The sequence below is a fragment of the Alteromonas stellipolaris genome (assembly GCF_001562115.1).
Classification (GTDB): domain Bacteria; phylum Pseudomonadota; class Gammaproteobacteria; order Enterobacterales; family Alteromonadaceae; genus Alteromonas; species Alteromonas stellipolaris.
Window position 1 is genome coordinate 2,637,754 of record NZ_CP013926.1, and the last position, 21,042, is coordinate 2,658,795.

The 21,042-nt window shown below is 40.1% G+C and carries 27 protein-coding genes; 24 read left to right on the plus strand and 3 right to left on the minus strand.

Annotated features, from left to right (window positions below; all coding sequences use genetic code 11):
• The first annotated feature begins 841 nt into the window (after positions 1–841).
• The 6 genes from AVL57_RS11210 (at position 842) to AVL57_RS11235 (ending at position 5,484) form a co-directional block, all read left to right on the plus strand.
• Positions 842–1,303, plus strand: a complete 462-nt coding sequence (locus AVL57_RS11210) for a hypothetical protein (protein ID WP_057791347.1) — start codon at positions 842–844, stop codon at positions 1,301–1,303.
• Between the two features lie 136 nt (positions 1,304–1,439).
• Positions 1,440–1,883: a hypothetical protein gene (locus tag AVL57_RS11215; RefSeq protein ID WP_138118198.1), complete on the plus strand. Its 444-nt coding sequence runs from the start codon at positions 1,440–1,442 to the stop codon at positions 1,881–1,883.
• 125 nt (positions 1,884–2,008) lie between these two features.
• Positions 2,009–3,220 (plus strand): hypothetical protein, encoded by a 1,212-nt coding sequence (locus AVL57_RS11220; RefSeq protein WP_057791343.1) that lies wholly within the window; start codon positions 2,009–2,011, stop codon positions 3,218–3,220.
• 111 nt (positions 3,221–3,331) lie between these two features.
• On the plus strand, positions 3,332–3,763 hold the full coding sequence (locus AVL57_RS11225) for a hypothetical protein (protein WP_057791341.1): 432 nt from the start codon (positions 3,332–3,334) through the stop codon (positions 3,761–3,763).
• A 141-nt stretch (positions 3,764–3,904) separates the two neighbouring features.
• Positions 3,905–4,822: a hypothetical protein gene (locus tag AVL57_RS11230; protein ID WP_057791339.1), complete on the plus strand. Its 918-nt coding sequence runs from the start codon at positions 3,905–3,907 to the stop codon at positions 4,820–4,822.
• Positions 4,823–4,911: 89 nt separating this feature from the next.
• Positions 4,912–5,484: a class I SAM-dependent methyltransferase gene (locus tag AVL57_RS11235; RefSeq protein WP_057791337.1), complete on the plus strand. Its 573-nt coding sequence runs from the start codon at positions 4,912–4,914 to the stop codon at positions 5,482–5,484.
• 119 nt (positions 5,485–5,603) lie between these two features.
• Here AVL57_RS11235 and AVL57_RS11240 read toward each other — a convergent pair whose 3' ends face one another.
• Positions 5,604–5,894, minus strand: coding sequence for a type II toxin-antitoxin system RelE/ParE family toxin (locus AVL57_RS11240; RefSeq protein WP_057791335.1), 291 nt, complete (start codon positions 5,892–5,894; stop codon positions 5,604–5,606).
• Entirely contained in the window at positions 5,887–6,108 is a 222-nt protein-coding gene (locus AVL57_RS11245) for a TA system antitoxin ParD family protein (protein WP_057791333.1), read from the minus strand. The genes AVL57_RS11240 and AVL57_RS11245 overlap by 8 nt, the downstream gene beginning before the upstream one ends.
• Before the next feature lie 186 nt (positions 6,109–6,294).
• Between AVL57_RS11245 and AVL57_RS11250 the strand changes: the two genes are divergently transcribed.
• The 15 genes from AVL57_RS11250 to AVL57_RS11335 all read left to right on the plus strand — a co-directional run bounded on the left by AVL57_RS11250 (position 6,295) and on the right by AVL57_RS11335 (position 16,390).
• The gene (locus AVL57_RS11250) at positions 6,295–6,537 is read left to right on the plus strand and encodes a hypothetical protein (protein WP_145974493.1); all 243 of its coding nucleotides are present in this window, start codon (positions 6,295–6,297) and stop codon (positions 6,535–6,537) included.
• 129 nt (positions 6,538–6,666) lie between these two features.
• Complete coding sequence (locus AVL57_RS11255; RefSeq protein ID WP_057791329.1) at positions 6,667–7,011, plus strand: hypothetical protein; 345 nt, start codon at positions 6,667–6,669, stop codon at positions 7,009–7,011.
• A 114-nt stretch (positions 7,012–7,125) separates the two neighbouring features.
• Complete coding sequence (locus tag AVL57_RS11260) at positions 7,126–7,911, plus strand: DUF2071 domain-containing protein (protein ID WP_057791327.1); 786 nt, start codon at positions 7,126–7,128, stop codon at positions 7,909–7,911.
• 114 nt (positions 7,912–8,025) lie between these two features.
• The gene (locus AVL57_RS11265) at positions 8,026–8,469 is read left to right on the plus strand and encodes a hypothetical protein (RefSeq protein WP_057791325.1); all 444 of its coding nucleotides are present in this window, start codon (positions 8,026–8,028) and stop codon (positions 8,467–8,469) included.
• A 552-nt stretch (positions 8,470–9,021) separates the two neighbouring features.
• Positions 9,022–9,519: a GNAT family N-acetyltransferase gene (locus AVL57_RS11275; protein WP_057791320.1), complete on the plus strand. Its 498-nt coding sequence runs from the start codon at positions 9,022–9,024 to the stop codon at positions 9,517–9,519.
• A 990-nt stretch (positions 9,520–10,509) separates the two neighbouring features.
• Positions 10,510–10,755 carry a hypothetical protein gene (locus AVL57_RS11290; RefSeq protein WP_057791314.1) on the plus strand — a complete coding sequence of 82 codons (246 nt, stop codon included), beginning with the start codon at positions 10,510–10,512 and terminating at the stop codon, positions 10,753–10,755.
• Positions 10,756–10,850: 95 nt separating this feature from the next.
• Positions 10,851–11,213: a DUF2750 domain-containing protein gene (locus AVL57_RS11295; RefSeq protein ID WP_057791312.1), complete on the plus strand. Its 363-nt coding sequence runs from the start codon at positions 10,851–10,853 to the stop codon at positions 11,211–11,213.
• A 124-nt stretch (positions 11,214–11,337) separates the two neighbouring features.
• Positions 11,338–11,628 carry a hypothetical protein gene (locus AVL57_RS11300; RefSeq protein WP_057791309.1) on the plus strand — a complete coding sequence of 97 codons (291 nt, stop codon included), beginning with the start codon at positions 11,338–11,340 and terminating at the stop codon, positions 11,626–11,628.
• A gap of 20 nt (positions 11,629–11,648) precedes the next feature.
• Entirely contained in the window at positions 11,649–11,894 is a 246-nt protein-coding gene (locus AVL57_RS11305) for an Imm32 family immunity protein (RefSeq protein ID WP_057791307.1), read from the plus strand.
• Positions 11,895–12,248: 354 nt separating this feature from the next.
• Positions 12,249–12,938, plus strand: a complete 690-nt coding sequence (locus AVL57_RS11310; RefSeq protein ID WP_057791305.1) for a VIT1/CCC1 transporter family protein — start codon at positions 12,249–12,251, stop codon at positions 12,936–12,938.
• Positions 12,939–13,078: 140 nt separating this feature from the next.
• Positions 13,079–13,318 carry a hypothetical protein gene (locus tag AVL57_RS11315; protein ID WP_057791303.1) on the plus strand — a complete coding sequence of 80 codons (240 nt, stop codon included), beginning with the start codon at positions 13,079–13,081 and terminating at the stop codon, positions 13,316–13,318.
• A gap of 198 nt (positions 13,319–13,516) precedes the next feature.
• Positions 13,517–14,350, plus strand: a complete 834-nt coding sequence (locus AVL57_RS11320) for an acyl-CoA thioester hydrolase/BAAT C-terminal domain-containing protein (protein ID WP_082605039.1) — start codon at positions 13,517–13,519, stop codon at positions 14,348–14,350.
• 109 nt (positions 14,351–14,459) lie between these two features.
• Positions 14,460–14,846, plus strand: coding sequence for a DUF5412 family protein (locus AVL57_RS11325; protein ID WP_062087368.1), 387 nt, complete (start codon positions 14,460–14,462; stop codon positions 14,844–14,846).
• 22 nt (positions 14,847–14,868) lie between these two features.
• The gene (locus tag AVL57_RS11330; protein WP_057791297.1) at positions 14,869–15,600 is read left to right on the plus strand and encodes an SDR family oxidoreductase; all 732 of its coding nucleotides are present in this window, start codon (positions 14,869–14,871) and stop codon (positions 15,598–15,600) included.
• Positions 15,601–15,925: 325 nt separating this feature from the next.
• Positions 15,926–16,390: a metal-independent carbonic anhydrase family protein gene (locus AVL57_RS11335; RefSeq protein ID WP_057791295.1), complete on the plus strand. Its 465-nt coding sequence runs from the start codon at positions 15,926–15,928 to the stop codon at positions 16,388–16,390.
• A gap of 68 nt (positions 16,391–16,458) precedes the next feature.
• Here the strand turns inward: AVL57_RS11335 and AVL57_RS11340 are convergent, their stop codons facing one another.
• Complete coding sequence (locus AVL57_RS11340; protein ID WP_057791293.1) at positions 16,459–16,758, minus strand: hypothetical protein; 300 nt, start codon at positions 16,756–16,758, stop codon at positions 16,459–16,461.
• Positions 16,759–17,056: 298 nt separating this feature from the next.
• Here AVL57_RS11340 and AVL57_RS11345 point away from each other — a divergent pair, with 298 nt between their 5' ends.
• The 3 genes from AVL57_RS11345 to AVL57_RS11355 are packed head-to-tail and all read left to right on the plus strand — an operon-like array spanning position 17,057 to position 20,937.
• Positions 17,057–17,866: an SAM-dependent methyltransferase gene (locus AVL57_RS11345; protein WP_057796086.1), complete on the plus strand. Its 810-nt coding sequence runs from the start codon at positions 17,057–17,059 to the stop codon at positions 17,864–17,866.
• 41 nt (positions 17,867–17,907) lie between these two features.
• Positions 17,908–18,117: a hypothetical protein gene (locus AVL57_RS11350; protein ID WP_057791291.1), complete on the plus strand. Its 210-nt coding sequence runs from the start codon at positions 17,908–17,910 to the stop codon at positions 18,115–18,117.
• A 30-nt stretch (positions 18,118–18,147) separates the two neighbouring features.
• Complete coding sequence (locus AVL57_RS11355) at positions 18,148–20,937, plus strand: tetratricopeptide repeat-containing hybrid sensor histidine kinase/response regulator (RefSeq protein ID WP_057791289.1); 2,790 nt, start codon at positions 18,148–18,150, stop codon at positions 20,935–20,937.
• Positions 20,938–21,042 lie beyond the last annotated feature (105 nt).

The window sequence follows — 21,042 nt, forward strand, 5'->3', positions numbered from 1 at the left end:
CCATTTGAATTGGTAAACGCAATGGCGCTTGCTGGCCTAGAATAAGAACTTGGCGATAAAGCGCCTAATGCGCAACCTTTGAAGTTAATGCGGCGAAGTTAAAACCACCTAAAGCAAGAGCGATGCTAGTGAAAACAGGTGAGGGTAGTTGAACTAGGATTTTTATAAAGCCAAACGAGGTTTAGGCTGACGCCTTCTAACATTAAGCTAAGCGGCGCTGGCATGTGGGCTAAAATCCCGAGCGAAGCGAGTTAGCCCACATGTTAGCGTCCGAACGACCGAAGGGAGTGACTTGAGCGCTAGCGCTCAAGTCACTCCCTTCGGTCGTTCGGACGCTAACATGTGGGCTAACTCGCTTCGCTCGGGATTTTAGCCCACATGCCAGCGCCGCTTAGCTTAAAGTTAGAAGGCGTCAGCCTAAACCTCGTTTGGCTTTATAAAAATCCAAGTTCAACTACCCTCATCTGCTTTCATTAGCATCGCTCTGGCTTTTGGTGGTTTTAACTTCGCCGCATTGACTTCAAAGGTCGCGCAATAGGCGCTTTTTAGCCAAGTTATTATTTTAGGCCAGCAAGCGCCATTGCGTTTACCAATTCAAATAGCGGCTTGCTTCAGCTAAATCACCTACATCACTGCACTGGCATTTTGCTTGTTTGCTTTAACAATCAATCGTATGCTGGCTTTATTAGTTTTTAATTAGGCCAAAGGAACAGGCTCTGCTTCTAACAAGCGCTTAAGCCACTCCCTTCGGTCGCTGGGACGCCTATACGCGGGGCGGCTTCGCTATTATGCCCCACGCATCTGCGCCCCTTATTTAAAAGTTAGGTGCCCTTGGAGATTTATGGCAATTCGGGAAGTTCGGCTCAATTTTTTTGGAAGCGACAGCACAAACATCCGCGAGTTAAACGGTGCTATCGGTCAGCCGTTTACTTGGTTTATGGATGGAGTTATGAGAGGACGATTCAAAATGTATTCGGGCATTGAAGTTAAAGGTGTCAATATCGTAAATTGCAATTTAATGGATGTCGAGTTTGAGGGTTCATATCAATGGGAAACACTCTTAAATACTCACCAAATCGAGCTTCCGCTTGAGTTAAAAATGTTGCAAGGAGATCGAATTTCGCAGATAACTAAAGGGATTGAGTTTTTCTGCCAAGTTGCAGCAAAATCACCAATACCTCAGGTCAAATTAATAGGTGCGCATGCATTGGAATCTATGAAGAGTAATAGAATTGAAGAGGCTATTGAAAAAGCAGATGAATACTATGCCTTCACGCTCGAGCAACATCGGCTGGGCACCTAACAAAAAACTGTAGTCGTTCGCTAGCGCTCACTGGGACAATAACACGTAGGCTCAGTCGCTTCGCTCCCATTTTAGCCTACGTGTTAATGCCCCTAAGTTGGGCGTTATACCCTTGGAGGAAAAGATGCCACGGAAGATGTCTAGAGAAAAAGAATTAGAATTTGAGGAGCTATCTTTATTCTTAGAATTCTATTCAACAAATGTATCTGGCATTCAGAGGGAAGATCCCATCCATCCTTCGAATTGTTTGGTTGAAATCGTCAATAAATTTGGGAAATCAAAAGCTCTCCAAGGCCTCAAACAGGCTATCAACGATACGCTTGAAGATACTGCTAGCTGGGACTCAAATACTGTAAGTGAATTAGATGAACAATTACGAGATAACGGTACAATCACTTTATCAACGCTAAGAACCAGATATTGGTCAAAGTACAAATCCATCTTAAAGCGCGGCAAAATAAAAAATGAGACAGAATATTATCTAATTCGAGGGCTTGAATGTGAATTAGATAATGGTATTCCTCAAGAGCAACGAACTTTATTAGCTGAGTTGGTGAGAGATTTTGAAGAACGGGTATAACAAACAACTGTAGCCGTTCGCTGGCGCTCACTGGGACAATAACACGTAGGCTCAGTCGCTTCGCTCCCAGTTTAGCCTGCGTGTTATTGCCCCTAAGTTGGGCGTTATAACGATATGGAAATTAGATGATAGAAGTCTTAGGCATTATTGCTTCAATATTAGGGATACTTGCATTTTTCGCAGTGGCTCCTAAAGATTTGCTCGCAAACATGAAAAGTTGGTTTGTGGATCCAGTAAGCTCTATAAGCAAGCGACAAAGTAAACTGGATATTAAGGAACTATTCGATCTACTTAAAGTTGAAGATATTAGACCAGAAAATGTTTTCTTATCATCCCCTCTTAAGGAATCAAGTTTTGATGCAGAAGTTTGTGAATATCAGCCAACGATCTCTGAAAATATTGAACAACTGAAAATCAAAGAGATAACAGCCAAGAAAGAATACTCTGAAAAAAATGGTATGACATTTGACAATAATGCCTCTTTTGCGCTTAGGAGAATTGATGTTAGCCGACCTGAAGGACAAAATGGTAAACGTGTTAATATTTACAAGCTGATTATAGAGAATACAGATTACTATAACTTTGTATTTCCAAACCTTTGCTTAGACAAAGCTTACTATCACGAAGCAACTCAAGAAAATCATACGCTTAGATACATGTTGAATATGGACAAAAAATTATTGTCTATATCTACAATGACAGATTTCACAAATTGCCAGTTCAAAATAGGAACAGGGACTTTATTAGTTACTAAAGATGGCTTTCTTATATGCTCAGTAAGATCGAAAAATCAATTTGTCGCAAGTAAACAAAGCAAGCATGAAATAGCAGTCCATTTATCATCGGCTGAAGGCATGTATCGATCATTGAACAATCCTTTAAGTAGTGATGTAAATTCTGAAGGTAAACCATCCCCCTTTGTCACTTCTGCGCGCTCACTTACTGATGAACTAAATTTAAATGAAGAACACTTCGATCAAGAAGATATATCCTGTCTTGGTTATTTTATGGATCTAAAAAGGGCGCAGCCATTCTTCTTATTCTATTTGAAGATTGACTTAACCGTGGATGAATTTTTCTCTGTCTATTCAAATACTAGTACAGATATACATGAGAATGAGGCGATCTTTGCATTGCCCAATAAGTTCGAAAATTTAAAAAATCTATTTCTAGGAAAACCTTTTGATGCTCTAGGAGCACAATTCCCTGCAATGTATAAAGATTTTTTTGACTACAATAAAACTGTAAAAGTAAGAATTGCTTCGAATCATGCTCAAGCTGGTTTTGCTGCATATGCACTTAAGGATTTGGGGCCCATAACCAAAGCAATGGTGTAAGTCGTTATAACAAGGCCTTGAAGTCGGATTCGTAACTGTTGGCTGGGTTCCGCTTCGCTGCACATTTTAGCCAACAATTACTCACCGCTTAAGGCGGCGTTAGGTGCTACCATGGAAGAACTTAAATTAAGTCACCCTTATTGGGTACGTATTATAGGATGGGTATTTTTACCCATAATGTTGGGCGTTTCTATTTGGTGCCTATTCTTACCGGTTTGGTACCAAAAATATGAATTTCTTCTGTTTCTTTCAGCAGCATTTTTAGGCGGTGGGTGCTTATATATGACTGTACATGGTTTAAAAACACTACCATTTATGAATGCTGTTATCACTCTATCGGAAAAGGGAATTAGTGTTAAAAATGGAAGTAAATGTAATAGCGTACAATGGAGCTCGATTTTAAAAGTTCGCCATGTAGCAAGCGCTCAAATACTTCATCTTTACGACACACAAGGGAATAGGTTTCTATCCGTTACAGAACAGCTCAAAGGCTTTAGTATCTTAGTCGGCTGTTTGCACGACAAGAGCGGCTTGGAGCTCTAAAAGTGAGCGCACCTAACAAAAAAATTAAGCACGCCCGCTGCGCGGGCTGGGACGCAAACACGCAGGGCGGCTTCGCCATTATGCCCTACGCGCCTGCGCCCCTTATTTAAAAGTTACCTGCCACGGAGAATTAGGCTCTAAATGAAAAAGTGGGCGTTCTATAAAGAAGGCGAAGAATGGCGAAAAATTGGTTTGTATGCTGCTTTATCTAAGGAGAAAGAAGAGCCAGGCCAATGGAGAAGGCGAACATATTACAGCACTCATTCTCCTGCAAGTGTGCGTCTCCGGATGCATATTCGTGAAAGCTCTAAAGGGACTTTTTCCTTTGCTTATAATCGAGGTCAGGAAGCTGAAATAGAAAGACTTGGTGGAGGAGAATCTCTTGTTCACTACCTTTACAAAATTGCTATAAGCGAATTAAGTCATACCACTCTGAAACTAAGCAATTTGAACGAAGATGTGACTGTTCAGTTTATTAATTCTCAGACTGAGAGACGCGTACATATTGACGATAGGTACTATGACCTAGATGTGTTCGTAAAATTCACCTCACAATCAAAATACCAACTTAAGTGGAATGGAGAGCTTGCTATAGAGGTTCATAACACGAATCCTGTTATTGGCCAAAAACTAAAGGATCTAAAAGCGCTTCGAATTCCAGTTATTGAAGTTAGCGTAAATAAAAAGTTTGCGTACAAAACACCTGAAGAGTACAGCACGCCAAAACTAGAGCGAGAGTATATTAATTTTCTCAAAGGTCGTCTTTCAGAATATTTATGGAGTAAAGTCTTGTCTGATCCAAAGTCGATAGATTACTTAGAAAATGAAAATTTTGAATTGATTAAAAATATTAAGAAGTTGAGAGAGCAATTAGATCATTCGAAAGCGCTCCTTGAAAAAGAGAGGGAGAACGTTTTGGATAGCAAAAGCAGGCTCAAACGTGTTAATTCAGAATTAATCGAAAAAGATAAGTTAGTGTCAAAGCTTAGGACGCAAGTGGAAGGTCTGAAAACCATGGGGGTTTTCAGGTTCTTGTGGTTTAAACTAGCAGGCAGGTAACAAGCGCATGTTGTCGGACTGGTTTTCCGCTGTGCTCCAAACCAGCCGCAAATGCGGGCGTTAGGCCCAATAAAAATCAGAGGAAGAGAATGGATTCAGCAATTGCATATGAAAAAAATGCCAAAGATTTTATGCAAGCACGCTCCAATTGCGGTTACAAGGTTGTAAGGCAATGGGCAGATAGTCTTGAATCAGGGGCTGAGGTTTTAGAGGTTGCATGTGGTAGCGGGTTCCCGGTCTCTAAAGAACTTGTAGAATCAGGTTTAAAATTGTGGGCAATCGATAGTTCAAAAACGTTGACTAATGAATTTGCAAAAAACTTTCCAGACGTCCAAGTTAAATGTGAGCGATTTCAAGATAGTGACTTCTTTAACAAAACATATAATGCCGTTATAGCTATTGGGCTTATATTTTTATTAACAGAAAACGAACAAGGTCAACTTTTGAGTAAAGTTTCTGAGGTGTTGGAGCCAGGCGGTAAATTTTTGTTTACAGCTCCAACGGAAATTGGGAATTGGCGTGATTTAAACACAGGCATTACTTGCACTTCTCTAGGGCAAGAGAAATATCAAGAGTTACTTGCTAATTCACGATTAAAAATTATTTCTACATTTGTTGATGAGGGCAAAAATAATTACTACGAAACTGAAAGGCTGGCCTAACAAGTGCGTCAACATGGACAGGGTAACTCCGGCTCGCTTTTGCGCATGGCCTTTGGCCATTATTGCGCAACACTCACCTACGTTACCCTGCCAGTTACGCAGGCGTTATACCCAATTGGTCAGAATAACTTTTTAACATCGCGGTAAAAGTTCTCATGAGAGCCAAGTGCTATCAATTCAAGTATTACTGTGCCATCCTCGTAGCTGTAACCGAGTAAAGTTAACTGCTTAACCATCTTGAACTTGTATACGCGAAGAAAAGCTAGGTCGCCTTTTTTCTGCTCTCCTAAAAGAGGAGCATCCATCAACTCCTTTACAGCTTTATCCAAGTCTTTTTTCTGATTCTGATGTAACTTCTTTACTGCTCTCTTAAAATTAGCTGTCTGTAAAACACTGGTAATCTTAGCCAAAATCGTAAGGCTCCAATTTTCCTACCTCTTTTTCAGCTTTGGAAATAATTGCCTGTTTCACGAATTCATATGGTAATTCGGGATTATCTTCCATCATTTCGCCTATCTTTGCCCAATGCTCAATTTGTTTTGGCATAGTTCGGTTTAGTGCTTTGCCCATAATAGCCGCTTTCTCAACTAAATTTTGGTCTAGTCTTACGCTTGCTGTTGCCATAACATATCTCCTAATAGTTCACCACCATATTGTAGCAATGCGCTACAAATGTAGCAAATTGCGTATAACAAACGCATTAACACTCGCTTCGCTCGGTATTATAGCCTACGTATTTTTGCCCGTTATGCGGGCCGTTAGGTAGCTAGAGTGTTAAATCAATTTCAGTATCTACTTTCAGAAATAACAGTGTTTCAAGATACTCAGTATGGCGCTGCAATTAAGCTTTTAGATTACGAACATATTGATTACATAGATGATGTGCTAATTGAAAAATTTGATGTTGATTGTGAGTTCAGGGTTATGGATGATGAAAATCAGAAATATATATTGTACTTCGGTTCAAAATTCTCATTTGATGAGGTAAGCAGCGTAGTATCTCAAATTAATGCTTACCATCAAGTGGAGCAAAAACTATATGAAACAGTTTAGTAGCGCACCTAACAACCAAATTAAGTCACTCACTACGTCTCCTGGGACGCATACACGCGGGGCGGCTTCGCCATTATGCCCCACATGTCCGCGCCCGTTATTGGAAAGTTATACGTTACAGGAGGCTTCGTGAATAACTCTGAATTTATTACCGTAATCGAAGATGTTGTATCGACATCTGCTATTGAAGATACAATAAATAATTTGAAATCACCTCCAGGTAGAAAAGCTGATGAAAACTTGGTTAAACAATCGGCTTGGTTTAATTCATTAAGTGACTCTGATAAGGATATGGTAAAAAGTATTATATCTGACGCTGTAAATGAATCTGCCTTTGGTTTTTTGTGTGTATTAGATGGCGTACGATCTATTTCTGAATCAGGTAGCACTAATAACTTGAAGTTAACTCACGGTAATACTTTGCTAAATGACCCAGAAAAAGAATACTTACATGATTTGTATAAAAACGTATAACAAGCGCATTAAGTCAGAACCAAAACAGCGGGCTATGTTTCGTTCCTCAACATTTTAGTCCACAATTTTTGTCCGCTTTTAGTGGGTAAGACCAATTTCTAGGATGGCTCGGCGTTGGATTCATTAAAATTAAACGACTTTCTTCACCCAAGACCTTCTCCCAAAGGGATTGACGTTCTCTGTAAATTACAACATTTTGCGATCATCACATATGCAGTCGATCCTTCAAGGTTTGATGGGCTTTTTCCCGAACGTTTTAAACTAGATACTTTACTAATTAATGGTGAAGAAAAAGCTTTAATTTCCGTAGTTCCTTTTATCGATGTAGATTTTACATCTGCTGTTATACCATTTCCTAAGTTCAAAATGGGACAAACAAACTACCGAATCTATATTATCGATCAAGAAACAAATGAGCGATGCGTTTGGTTTCTTGGTACGACTTTAGATTCATGGACTCTTGCAGTACCAAGACTTTGTTGGAACTTACCTTGGTATAGTGGCGAAGTTAAATTTGAATGTGAATATGATGAATCTCAACAAATATACCGTAAATACAAAATGACGACAGAAGCCACTTGGGCTCCAGCTAATGTTGAATTAACACAAACCAAAGACTCCAAAATTGAATTGTCAGGATTCCCTGATACAGAAACAGGTTTGGTATACATAACACATCCTCTAGCTGGTTTTTATCATCGTCGTGATGGTAAATTAGGTACGTATAGGGTGTGGCATAAGCAATTAGAAGTATCTTCTGCAAACCTAAAGTCTGCTAGCTTTGGTTTACTATCTCGTTTAGGTTTGGTTACTCAAGAGGAACAACAAACCCCTCATAGTGTGCTGATTGAACCGATTAATGAATTTACTATTTATTTACCGCCGAAAGTGGTGAAATAGAAATATAACAAACGCATCAAGAACGGACCTTATACCCACTTAGGATCGCATGAGTATTAAAATAAAAATCTATCTGGGATTTTTCTTTTGGTTCTTTCCACTGGTGCACTTACTATGACTGCTGGATATCCCAAAATTTACTCTCCTTATTCATTTACCGTAGTTATTCCGGTATTCATGCTTTATGCTCTAGCCTTACCAGGTCCATTAATGTTGTTATTAGCCTCTTTGCCCAACGCGCTTCTTTTCTTGCTCAGTACACGCTCAACAGCACATGAAAATTTCAAAATCAGTCGTTTATTTACTGGTATTAGCGTTTTACTGGTTTTGTTATCACTAATATTTTTGTTTGTTTCTTACGATTACGGTATTCAATATCAGGGTTTAAAGCACACCCTGTTTATGTATTTATTTAACGGCATTTACATCGTTTCACTTATTGCAGCCTATATTGCTAATAACCGAAAACCTAGTTTGAACAACTCTTTGGTATTTAGGATATTGTTTTTTTGCTGGCTTGGTTGGTGCGCGTTCCCATGGTTAGGCGAATTGATATAGTAGGTATAACAAACACATTATGTTCATGATTAGATTATGAAAATTTATTGCTTAACTATCGGAATATCCTTATTAGTTGGTTCAGCTATTTTGCTGTTACATAGGATTCTATTTATATATCGGGCGAAAACAGTAAATGCGGTTGTTGTAGACAAAATCTTCCGTAACGCTAGTACCGAAACACGCTCAAGTAGAGCGAAGGTTTTGAAGCTCAGCTTCGAGCATCCGGCTTCTGGACCAACTAGTTATGTTTGCGATACCAGCATTCTTACAATGCTCTTTGATGTAAATGACAAATTACAGCTATCAATCGTGGGTAATAAGGTGTTAATAAAACACTGGTTCTATGTAATTTTAGCACCGGCAACGTTGTTAACTCTTGGCATTCTATGCATTAATGGGTCGTATCAACTTTAGCAATAGGCTTAGTATCAAGTAAGCGGGATAATAACACGTGGGCTCCCGTCACTTCGTTCCGTATTATAACCCACGTGCAATTGCCCCTTCTTGGGGTGTTTATGCGTTCGGCAGATATTACAGTAAGGATGTAACTTGAAAATTAGACACTTAGAAGAATTTGATCATAAAGATCTTCATAATATTTATAGCTTTACGGAAGTAATGGCAAATACATCACAACTTCCTTTTTTGAGCTCTTCGCAAGTTTCAAATCTCTTTTCAGCATCAAATCAATACACGTTAGTCGCAGAAGTTGATGGTAAGGTGGTTGGACACGTGACGCTATTCCTAACGGATAAAGTTCGGGATAAGCATACTGCTTCTATTGCCATCGCTGTTCACCCTGAAAGCCACGGACAAGGTGTCGGAAAAGCCTTGATGCATGAAGCAATCAATCAATCTGATAATTGGCTTAATTTAGTTCGTGTTGAATTAGAGGTTCATGCTGATAATCTTTCAGCCAAAGCTCTGTATGAAAAGGTAGGCTTTGAAACTGAGGGCATTAAGCGTTTGAGTACCTTCAAAAGTGGACGGTATATAGATATGGTTATCATGTCCAGAATCAGCCCTGCACATAGAATGAACGCATAGCAAAGCGTTTAAGGCAGATTCGCAACGCATGGCATTCTTGGTTCAAATTGAGTTTTGTGTTTACGGTGTAATGGTTTAGGTTAGACGTAGGCGTCGCTCACTACTTAACGCGGCGTTATATTCTTCGGTGAGTTATGAGTTTTAAAAAGCCAACAATTTGGGGTAACGGCTCTGTAGCTCCGTCGGCTAAATGCCCACAGTGCAAGCTCTTAATGTACCTCGGCAATCAGTGCCCTCATTGCAAACATTGGCTGTCCGTGAAGGAAAAAGATGCACAAAAACGTTTTTGGAAAAAGCGCAGAAACAGTGAAATCGTAAAAGGTCTTATCTTCTTCCCTATTTTGCTATTGCTGCTGTTTTTGCTTTTTGTGTAGAGTTGCAAATCGGCGGTTATATTTAGTTAGCTTTTTTAAAACTCAGCAGGCAAACATAACAAAAAATAAAGTCGTGTGCCAAGGCTCACTGGGAGACAAGGGAATGTTGCAGTATAAAAGGATGTTTGTATTTATCCCTTTATCTATTATTTTGCCCGCATTCAGTGTCGCAATTTTGGTTTTAATATTTGGTCGTTCCAATATCGCTATTACTGATATAACATTTCTTACTACATCATATATTGCAGGTTGCGCGTTAACATTCGTGGTTTTCTGGTGGTTTGCTACAGGTGTAATTAAAAATCCGTATCTTCACGCCTTCGTCGTTTATTTTTTCAACGTGTTAGTATCAACTACTGTAATTACGTTGCTTGTTGGAAAAGATTATATTTCCTCTATATCAATCTATGACGCTTTAATTACTATTATCGTTATACTTGTTGCAACCAAGATCGGATACAAAAACATGGAGATATCAAGCAACGCCTCCTAACGAAATATTTTAGCACGTTCGCTGGGACGCAGACACGCAGGGCGGACTAGCCATTATGTCCTAAGTGCCTGCGCCCGTTAGCTTATTGTTAGGTGCATCTAAGGTATTAAAAAAGGAATTTTAATGAATAAAAAAAGCAAAGATTTTCATCCATTTATCAAAGCATGTGCAATGCTCGGAGCTGTTAGCTGTGGCTTTTTCGCAATCGCACTATTTGTCTCTAGCTTAGTTGCTTTACCTAATATCTTTACTGTATTAGTAGGTTGTTCTAAAGCTATTTTAATATCAATGCTCTCATGGGCCTTTTGGTATGCGGGTAAATTCGGTAAAAACCCTTTTCTCAGAGCCCCCTTCCGCAGACAGGAATAATCAGAACATAATTAAAGTACGCATACACGCTGGCGGCTTCGCTATTATGCACTACAGCCAGTGCCCCTTAGTGTTAAGTTAGGAGACTAGGAAAGTTGAGTTCCGGTTCTCAAATAGATAAGTTTTATAAAGAGGTTATTGAAAAACAGGTATTGTGGTTTGGAGAGTTTCCAGATGGCACAACACTTGAGTTTGAAGTATCAGACAATAAAGTCTCTTTCCCGGTATGGTCTTCAAAATCTAGAATTTTAAGGCTTAAGAAGTTAGCTCCAGAATTGCTGAGTGAAATTAAACCAAGGGGAATGGTTTGGAGTGACTTTAAAGAACATATGATTCCTATTCTTCACGAGAAAGGCAGACTGGTGAATTTAAATTTAAGTGGTAAAGGCTTAACTGGTTTTGACTTACCCTTAAGTTCCCTGGTAAACAATTTAGAAGCGCAACTAAGCGTTTCCTAAAAATCGCATTAACGCGCTCGCAGGCTGTCTGGGACAAATACACAAGGCTCCTGTGCTTTGCTTAGTATTGTCGCCTACGTATTTTTGCTCGCTATGCGGACCTTATGTGAACGGAAAAATTCGAATGCAATTTCCTTTAAGAGTGTTTATATTTTTGACTCGACTAGTGGGTTTACTATTTATCGGTGGCAGCCTAATTTTCGGCTATGCGGCAGTGGAATTGATTTTTGACCCAGAAGCTACGGTCATCGTTAATGGTATGGAAAGAAATGATCGGGAAGCTAAAGGCACGTATTTGCTCGCTCCCATTATTTTACTTATTGTTGGTGTTGTTCTTTGTAAAGTAAAACCCAAAAGCTGGCATCAATATCACCAAGCTAGATCAAAATTGTGGTCATTTTTTTATGGTAAGTAGTTTAAGCCAATAGGAATCTCATGCTATCAGTTGAGAAAGATAAGGATGCTGAACAGATATATATCCACGGTTCTCCAGAACAGTTACGCTGGCTTGCAAATAGGTTAGTGGCAATTGCTAAAGAAGCAGAAAAGTCTGGACAAGCTCATGACCATTTCATGACCGAAGACTGGGGTGGAAACGAACTAACCAATGAGCTTATGGGAAACTCCGAATCTCATGCAATCATTAACCACTTGATAGTGTATGGTCATGCTTCAAAGTAAATTGATGGAGCTACTCATAGTTTTTCAGATTCCGCACCACAAAAAGCTAAATTGGTATTTTCAGAGCTCATGAATTTTATAGAACGATGGTCAACCAGCCCCTAATATAAAGGTGGCCGGACCAAAACAATAATGGTGGTTGGTTTTATAGCCATGTATATTTGTGATATCAACTTATATAACTTTTATGATGGCGTTCAATTATGGCGGGCCGTTCTGGATGACATTTAATAACACGCTAAAATCACTTCCTTCGGTCTTTAAAACAAATACACATGTGGTTTCACGATTATGCTCTGCATGTCTTAGCCTGCTGTTTAATCGTTATCTGCAAAATGATTCATCGAAAAATATATGGTTCATAGTGAAATACATCGCTCACAACGCGTAGGTTGGTTACGTGCAGCAGTACTTGGTGCAAATGACGGAATTGTATCTACTGCAAGCCTTATTATTGGCGTTGCAGCTGCTAGCACTTCCCACGATGGTATTCTTCTCGCTGGAGCTGCAGGTTTAGTGGCTGGGGCTATGTCTATGGCTGCTGGTGAATATGTTTCGGTTAGTTCTCAGTTAGATACTGAAAACGCCGACCTCGCCATTGAAAAAAAATCGCTGGAACAGAATTTCGAGTCTGAAAAAGAAGAACTCGCAAAGATATATGAAAGAAGAGGCCTTAAACCAACTCTAGCTGAACAAGTTGCTGAGGAACTGATGTCTTACGATGCTCTTGGCGCTCATGCCAGAGATGATATCGGAATTTCACAAAGCGTTAATGCTCAGCCCATTCAAGCGGCATTCTCTTCGGCGGCTGCTTTCACTTTAGGTGCTGCACTTCCTTTAGCAGTTGCCTGGTTAGTACATGGTGAGCAACTTATACCTGCTGTCGCAGCTTTATCTTTACTATTCCTTGCCGCACTGGGCGCTACTGCCGCACGTGTTGGCGGAGCATCTATTACAGTAGGTGCAATCAGAGTGACTTTCTGGGGGGCGCTTGCGATGGTATTAACAGCAGTTGTAGGTCGAATCTTTGGCGTGGTTGCATGACAATAGGTTTATCTGCGATAACGGCCTCTTTTCAAGGTAGGCCTTAATTTAGGAATTGAAGTAAATTGCAAATACGGGCGCTGATTCGTATTATCGCGCTCCTCTTTTACCGCTTTATACTTACAAGATAAGGGAATTAAATGAAAACTAAATTAATCGTCGTTTTGATAGCGTCAGCCATTTCGTCAGGGTGCGCATCCACTTCTAAAAAAACGGTGAGTGATTTTCTTGACGGGGCATCTTCTAGCGCAGAAAAAAGAGAGCAAGAAGAATCAAACGTAATACACGCTAAAAAGAATTCACCCGAAACCGATGCCATAGAAGACAGTATGTCAGGTGTATTTACCGCCCTTTTTCGTGGCATATTTGGCTCAGAGTAACGCCAGCACTCACTAAATATGTTGCATATAAAAAGTACGAATCAGGGTTTTGCCAGAAACATTTCCTAAAACTTTTTATTAAAAGGCCCTGCTGATTTACTTTATTATAACCCTTTAATTCTTCTATAAAATGCTTAAGGTTCTAGGGTGTTTTCAGCATTTGAGTTCTCAAGGGTAAAACAAAATATGAAATTAAAAATGAAGCATTTTTTACTATTTTTATTCTCGTTCGTACCAGTATTTACTTTAAGTGCAGCCCCTCAAGTTCTTAACGTTGAGCAAGATGGTATTGTGGGTCACTATTATCATCAACCCGCTAATTCACACAAGCAGCCGGTTATTGTGCTTGGTGGTTCAGAAGGCGGAATTCCTACAAAGCTTGCCAAAGTCATCGCCGAAAATGGTCACCCAACATTAGCCGTTGCTTATTTTAAAGCCGATACACTTCCCAAAGAATTAGAGAAAATTCCCCTCGCCTATTTCGAAAAAGCAACAGCGTGGCTTCAACAAAAACACCCCGCACAAAAACATATCACGCTGGTTGGTTGGTCTAAAGGCGCCGAGTTGGCGTTGCTGATTGCATCTCGCGACACTGTATTTGATCGTGTTATCGCCATTGCGCCCAGTTCAGTGGTGTGGGCAGGTATTCTAGCTGATTGGCAGACGGTACCTGGCTCCAGCTGGAGTCAAAACGAAAAGGAATTACCCTTTGTTGCATTCAACCCAACCGGACCTGTTGAAGGCTTGTTAGACCTATATTCTCAATCTTTAGAAAATAGAAATGATGGCGGAAGTGCAACAATCCCTGTTGAGAATATTCGCGGAAATGTTGTGCTATATTCGGGGGGAATGGACGAAATATGGCCATCCTCTTCTATGGCAGTTTCTATTTGCCAACGTATGACAGAAAACCAGCTATCTCGCTGTAAGCGTTTTAATTACCCAGAATTAGACCACCTGCTAAATTACAAGATGTTAGCGCCTTCAGAAGACTTGTATAAGCACTTTATTCGCAGTGTCGACGGTAAATAATAGTTAACCCTTTGAGTAACAGCCATCAAGTGGCAGTAACGTTAATAGCTCGAAATGTGAATGAATTTTATGTACGTTAATTAAGCGCAATTTATAAAAGGATTCTAGTTTGAATACCATAGGAAAAGTGGCCATTGTCATCAGTGTGATCGCCTTCTTGGCTTTTTACAATTGGCTTCCTGATATGTGCGGTAACGATATTTATTCTGAAACGTTGTCTCCTAATGGCGAACTAAAAGCAGTAATTTTCCAAAGAGATTGCGGGGCAACCACAGGCTTTAGTACTCAGGTCTCTATTTTGGACACTGATGAAGCCTTGAAAAATGAAAGTGGTAATATCTTTCGTATGGATGGGCACCCTAACGATGCTGCCCCCATTATTTCGTGGGAGTCAGATTCAGCACTTACTATTAAAAAGACGGTAAACAATAAAGAGTACTTCGCTGAATCGACCTATGGTTGGTTCAATCCAATTCAGATACGCTACAGTGGCTAGTAAGACTAGCAAGGACTCAAATTTGACCAAAGTTGTAATAATAACTGGAGCCAGCAGAGGTATTGGTGCCGCTACTGCTTTTACGCTATCTAAACAGGGTTATCACGTTTGCATTAACTATCTTAAAAATGAAAGTTATGCCGAAGCGTTATGTTCTTCAATTAATAACAACGGCGGCGTTGCACTTACTCATAAGGCGGATGTCTCAGTGGAGGCAGAAGTCCAAAGTATGTTTAACAGGGTAAACGCTGAGTTCGGCGCTGTTACGCACCTAGTGAACAATGTAGGCGTGCTTTTTACCAAAACTGCATTTTCCGAAATTAGTGCCGAGCGCTTCAAAACAATATTAACTACGAATGTACTCAGCGCTTTTCTTTGCTCGAAAGCTTTTGTAAAACAAGTTCAAAGTGATGGTGCAATTGTGAATGTTTCTTCGATCGCGTCTCGTACAGGTGCCCCGTTTGAATACGTAGACTATGCAGCTTCGAAAGGTGCTATGGATTCGCTCACCACAGGTATGTCCTTAGAGCTTGCCGGCCAAAATATTAGAGTCAATAGCGTTCGCCCTGGCTTCATTGCCACTGATATTCATGCCGACGGAGGGGAGCCAGATCGCGTAAATCGCCTTAGCTCACAAATCCCAATGGGGCGCGGAGGCAATACGCAGGAAGTAGCAGATGCTATCGCATGGTTGTTATCAGATGAAGCATCTTACGTAACAGGTTCATTTATTGACATTGCGGGTGGGAAATAAGTCACAATAGTCGCGAATACACTTACGCGTTTAAAACGCAGTAAAAAGTTCTATTCACTTAGTCCTTGATAGATAAAAGCTATCTCCAATTACTATTGCTAACTGTAGCTAAATCTTTAAGCTGAAACCGTGATGATATCACATAACAAAATAAAGCAGTTTGGTTAACAGTATTTGTTTTATTCACGTATTTATTTGTTTTGTCTATATGTTTACAACGTGCGAAACCCTTGCTGGTGTTTTGCGCAAAAGACGAAACCGTTTTAAAATTTGGTAACCAGCTTTAAAACCAACGAAACGATATTTTAAAGGAGAGGTATACATTATGTTTACTAAAGAGATGGTGCATACGGCGCTACAAACTTGGTGCGACAATGTAGTAAAAGTTGGAAAAGTTCATGCCGAAGGTGGAGACGTTCAAGCGTTTTCTCTTCAGGTACTCTCTGACAGCTATGATTATGACAATGGTCATGTGTTGTTTAAGCCTACTTTGACGTTTGGTCAGCAAACGTTCCGCCCGACTAAAGAAGGCGCGCTTTCTTATTTTGTAGGTGGAAACAGCGACTACCCCAACGACAATGGTTTTAAGCTCAAACCTTGGGTTAAAGTGTGGTACAGCAAAGAAGATTTTATTTTAAATGGTGAACTAGCCATTGTGCAGTGCAATGTTCACTTTATTGGGGAAGACGACAGTCACATCTTTGTGAACAAAAGCTTTGTATTTAAGCAGTGTGAAGATGGCAAAGTGCGTATTATTTTACATCAATCCTCATTGCCTTATCAGCCGTAAAGGGCTTATTGAAGGTTAACCTATCGCGTTGCATTTCGTTGTAAAGTGAATGCAACGCGGTATTTGTACTAACGATTACGTCTGTTATCTTCCAACTCACTTTCAATCATGTCTTTACGCTGATTGACCGGAAGCATTTGCTGGTCGAAATCACTATGAGGATTGGTTTCACTATAAGCCAGCGGTTCATTTTCGCAATTGAGCTTGTTCGTTAAAACTGCAACACAAACTGGCTTCTCGGCTTTGGCACGAGGATCATGACTAAATGTACAAGCAGACTGTGTGGACAATGCGCCCAGTGCCACTAAACATAACGCTGAGCTTCTAATAACTGAACTGGTTTTCGTCATACCACCATGTTTAAACATTATAATTCCCTAAATTAACTAACGTTACTTACCAATTGGCCAATTAGTTATGCAGAACTCAGTGCGCTACCAGTACAATACTATTTTTAAATCGGGCGATAAAGCGTTTTGAAATAACCCAGCATGTAATACGGATTTAGGGCCACCAATGAGCGCGAATCAATGTTAATGTTAAGTCACTCGTTTTTTAACGACAAAACCATATCGGTTATAATCACAAAGTGATTAACAATGGATGTATTTTCCATTATATTCAATTAAGGCTATACGTAGCCCACTCTCAATGGAAATGGATGAAATGAACATAGAATCAAAAGGATCTTTGGTAGTTGTAGGTACAGGTATTACTGTGTCAGGCCAGATGACCTTGATTACGGAAAGCCTACTTAAAACAGCCGATATCGTATTGAGCGTTGTAACAGAGTCAGCGCTTGTCAATCTGCAAATGATTAACTCGAATGTGGTGTGTTTACGCCACCTTTACGAGCAAGGCAAATCTCGGGCACTCACCTACCAAAAAATGACCCAACGCATTGTTGATGAAGTCAAGACAGGAAAAAAAGTGGTGGCGGCGTTTTATGGTCACCCTGGGGTATTCGTAAATCCCTCACATGAGGCTATCAAACAACTAAAAGAAGAAGGTTATGATGCCGAAATGCTACCGGGGATTTCTGCCGAAGATTGTTTAGTGGCTGATTTAGGGCTAGACCCCGCACATTATGGATGCCAGTCGTATGAGGCTACTCAGTTTCTGCTGAGGCAATACACCTTAGACCCTCATATGATGCAAATTATCTGGCAGATTGGCAGTATTGCCGATTTCACGCATAACAAACACCGTACATCACACCCGGGTTTAACGCAGCTAAGAAACGAATTGTTAAAATACTTTTCTCCTGAACACACCATTATTGTTTATGAAGCCTCTACCATCCCCATTGCTGCCCCTAGAATTGAATACCTTGAACTAAAAGATTTAGCGGCAGTAATACCAAAACCTATCACTACTTTGGTTATCCCCTCTAAAGGGTTACCAGATTTTGATATGAAATCGATGGCAGAACTAGATTTAACCCCCGCCCTTTTTGAACAAAAATTATTTGGCTAAAACCGTAAATATCTAACCACAAAAAACTAAAGGAATAAGAAATGAATGATTTGTTAGTAAAGTTTTTAATTGCTATGGATAAAGATGAAAAGTTAAAACAGCAATATATAAGCGATCCTAAAGGCACGGCTAAAGCGTTTGGTCTATCAGATGCAGACGTTCAAATATGTGCAAAAAACGATGTTGATGCGATAAAGAGCCGATGTGAGGCTGAAGGCGCAGACACCCTAGAAATTAGTCACTCGAAATAGGTTAATACTGGCTAGTATGGGTATAATTTCATGAGATTGTTGCGTCTTTTGTGGGTAGTGCTTTTAGCACTGCCTAGCTTTTTTGTGTATTCTCAAGACGCTACTGTCGATATTGATAAGGTATTGCAAGCTGCCGATAAGAATGTATTTGTTAACCCAACCCTCGCAAAAAAGCTTCTTACCCAGGCCGAGAGGTACTTAGCAGACAAAGACCTTCCAGCCTATGAAGCTCATTTGCTCAATCTGAAAAGTCATTCGTACATTCTTGAGGGTAACTATAAACTCGCTTACGAAAAGGCAACCCAAGCAAAAAAGCTAGCCACAGAAACTGGTAACCAATTGCAACTTGCCGAAGCGTTAAGACGACAAGGGATAATAACTTACTTCTTTGATTTATATGGAGAATCATTAGAGTTACTACTTAACAGCCTGAGTATTCATCAGTCTTTAGATACCACCTACATACAAAACACGCTACAAGCCATTGGGAATTTGTACGCGAAATCGAATCAATGGGCAGATAACTTAATAAATACCGGTGAACAACTGGTTGCCGAATCGATTAAACGTGGCAACACCTATTATGAAGAACAAGGGTACGGTTTTATTATATCTGGCTTATTGGCTAAGGGAAAAGTAACGCAAGCGAAGTCGTTAATAGACAGGGTAAATACTAACCCAGACGAGTTCGCGCCTATCTTAAATTTTTATTTGGCAAAAACGCATCTGCAATTAGGTAACTATGAAGAAGCGCTTGCGGTTACGGAAGATATTGTCAAGCATGCTGTCGCTGGAAAACACCGCCAGCGTGAGCTTTCTGGCCTCACGTTGCAGTCAGAGGTTTTACTCAAATTAGAACGCATTGATGAAGCCACACAAACGGTTTTGAGGTTCTTATCAATTGCACAAGATTTAGATATTACTGAATACCAGTATGAAGGCTTAAAAATGCAAGCCAATATTGCGCTACTTCAAGGCCAATATCGCGATGCCTACCAATTTCTTTTACAACATTCAGAATTGAAGCAACAAGTTTTTGATACGCGCCAATCAGAGCAATTAGCGTTTAATAGAGCCCGTTTAGAAACCGATCAAAAAATACAAAAAATTACTGAGTTAGAACTTAGTCAGCAACTGTCTGAACAAAATAGTACGTTTCAAGTGTACATCATTGTTACTATTTGCTGCGTGGCTATTCTTCTATTCTTTATGTTTGTTATCACGCTTAAACAGAAGCGAGAATTGCGAGAGCTTGCGTTAAATTTACAAAAAGCCACCGACGCGAAGTCAGAGTTTTTGGCCCGTATGAGCCACGAAATTAGAACGCCCGTGAACGCCATAGTGGGGCTTACTAAGCTGACACAAAAATCTGTCGTTAATGAAGAACAGAAAACCAACCTAACCCAAATTGAGCAGTCGTCTCAAACCCTGCTAGGGGTAATTAACGACGTACTAGATTTTTCAAAAATTGAAGCGGGTAAACTTGATATTGAATCTGAGGCATTTGAACTCGACAAACTGGTTGAGCAAGTCATTCGGTTGCACGGGTTAAATGCCAGAGAGAAACGTATTGAATTATTACAATACGTGGCAAGAGATGTTCCCTTGCAAGTCTCTGGTGACGCCCTGCGTATTGAGCAAGTGCTGAATAACCTGCTAAGCAATGCGATTAAATTTACCGACGAAGGCATGGTGTTCGTATCGGTTAATAAAAAATATTCTGAACGCGGTGTTTTACTTGAGTTTTCAGTAAAAGATACGGGAATTGGCCTATCAACAGATCAGATAGAATCACTGTTCGATGCCTTTACGCAAGCTGACGAATCAATTACCCGTAAATATGGTGGTACAGGTTTAGGCTTATCGATTTGTAAGCACCTTGTCTCGCTAATGGGCGGTGAAATATGGGTAGAGAGTAAGCTGGGTCAAGGCGCAACTTTCTTATTTACGGTGTTAGTTGAACAGCACAATCAAATGCCACAACCCACTACGTTAGGAAACTTAACCTTATCTGACTTAAAAGTGTTGGTGGTTGACGATGTTATGCTTTCAAGACAAGCAATAGCAGAAGCCCTGTTGCGCATCAATATAAACCCAGACTTGGCCACCGGTGGTAAAGAAGCGCTAATGCATCTACGTACCGCTATGGCAAGCAACGCACCGTACGATTTAATTATTATAGATTGGAAAATGGCGGATATTGATGGCATTGAATTAGCCTCAATTATTAACCAAGAATTTAGCCAAGGTAAGCCGAACATAGCGATGCTTTCAGCTTATGATATCGAGTCACTTAAGACCCTCGGCCGCCCAGTGGGTGTAGAATATTATCTGCAAAAACCGGTTAATAGCAGCTCGTTGCAGAACTGCTTACTAAGAATGTCTACTAGAGGTAAGCCTCAAATGGCGGCCTTAGAAAGCGATGCTAATGTACCACCCGATTTTTCTAAGAAAAACATTCTGCTGGTAGAAGATGATGCGATAAACCGTAAAGTTGCTAAGCTATTTTTAGCCGATACAAAGGCAAAAGTGAGTGTTGCAGAAAATGGCTTAATTGCTTTGCAAATGTTGGAGCAAGAGAACGTCTTCGATCTTGTCTTAATGGATATGCAAATGCCTGTGATGGACGGCTTAACGGCAGCTCAAAAGATTCGAGAAGAATTAAAATTAGACGTTCCGATTGTGGCGATGACAGCTCACGCCATGCAAACAGAGATAGAAAAAAGCTTCGCCGTGGGTATGAATGCACACATTGTAAAACCCGTTAAGCCAGAATATTTGTATCAGGTCTTACAAGAGCAGTTTGTAAAAACACCCTAAAGAAAAGCCAAAGCCTCTACAAGATTTATAATAGCGTTAAATTTAAGTACAAAAATATAGACGAAAAAGCGGCTAACCTCTTTAGGTTAACCGCTTTTTATTTAT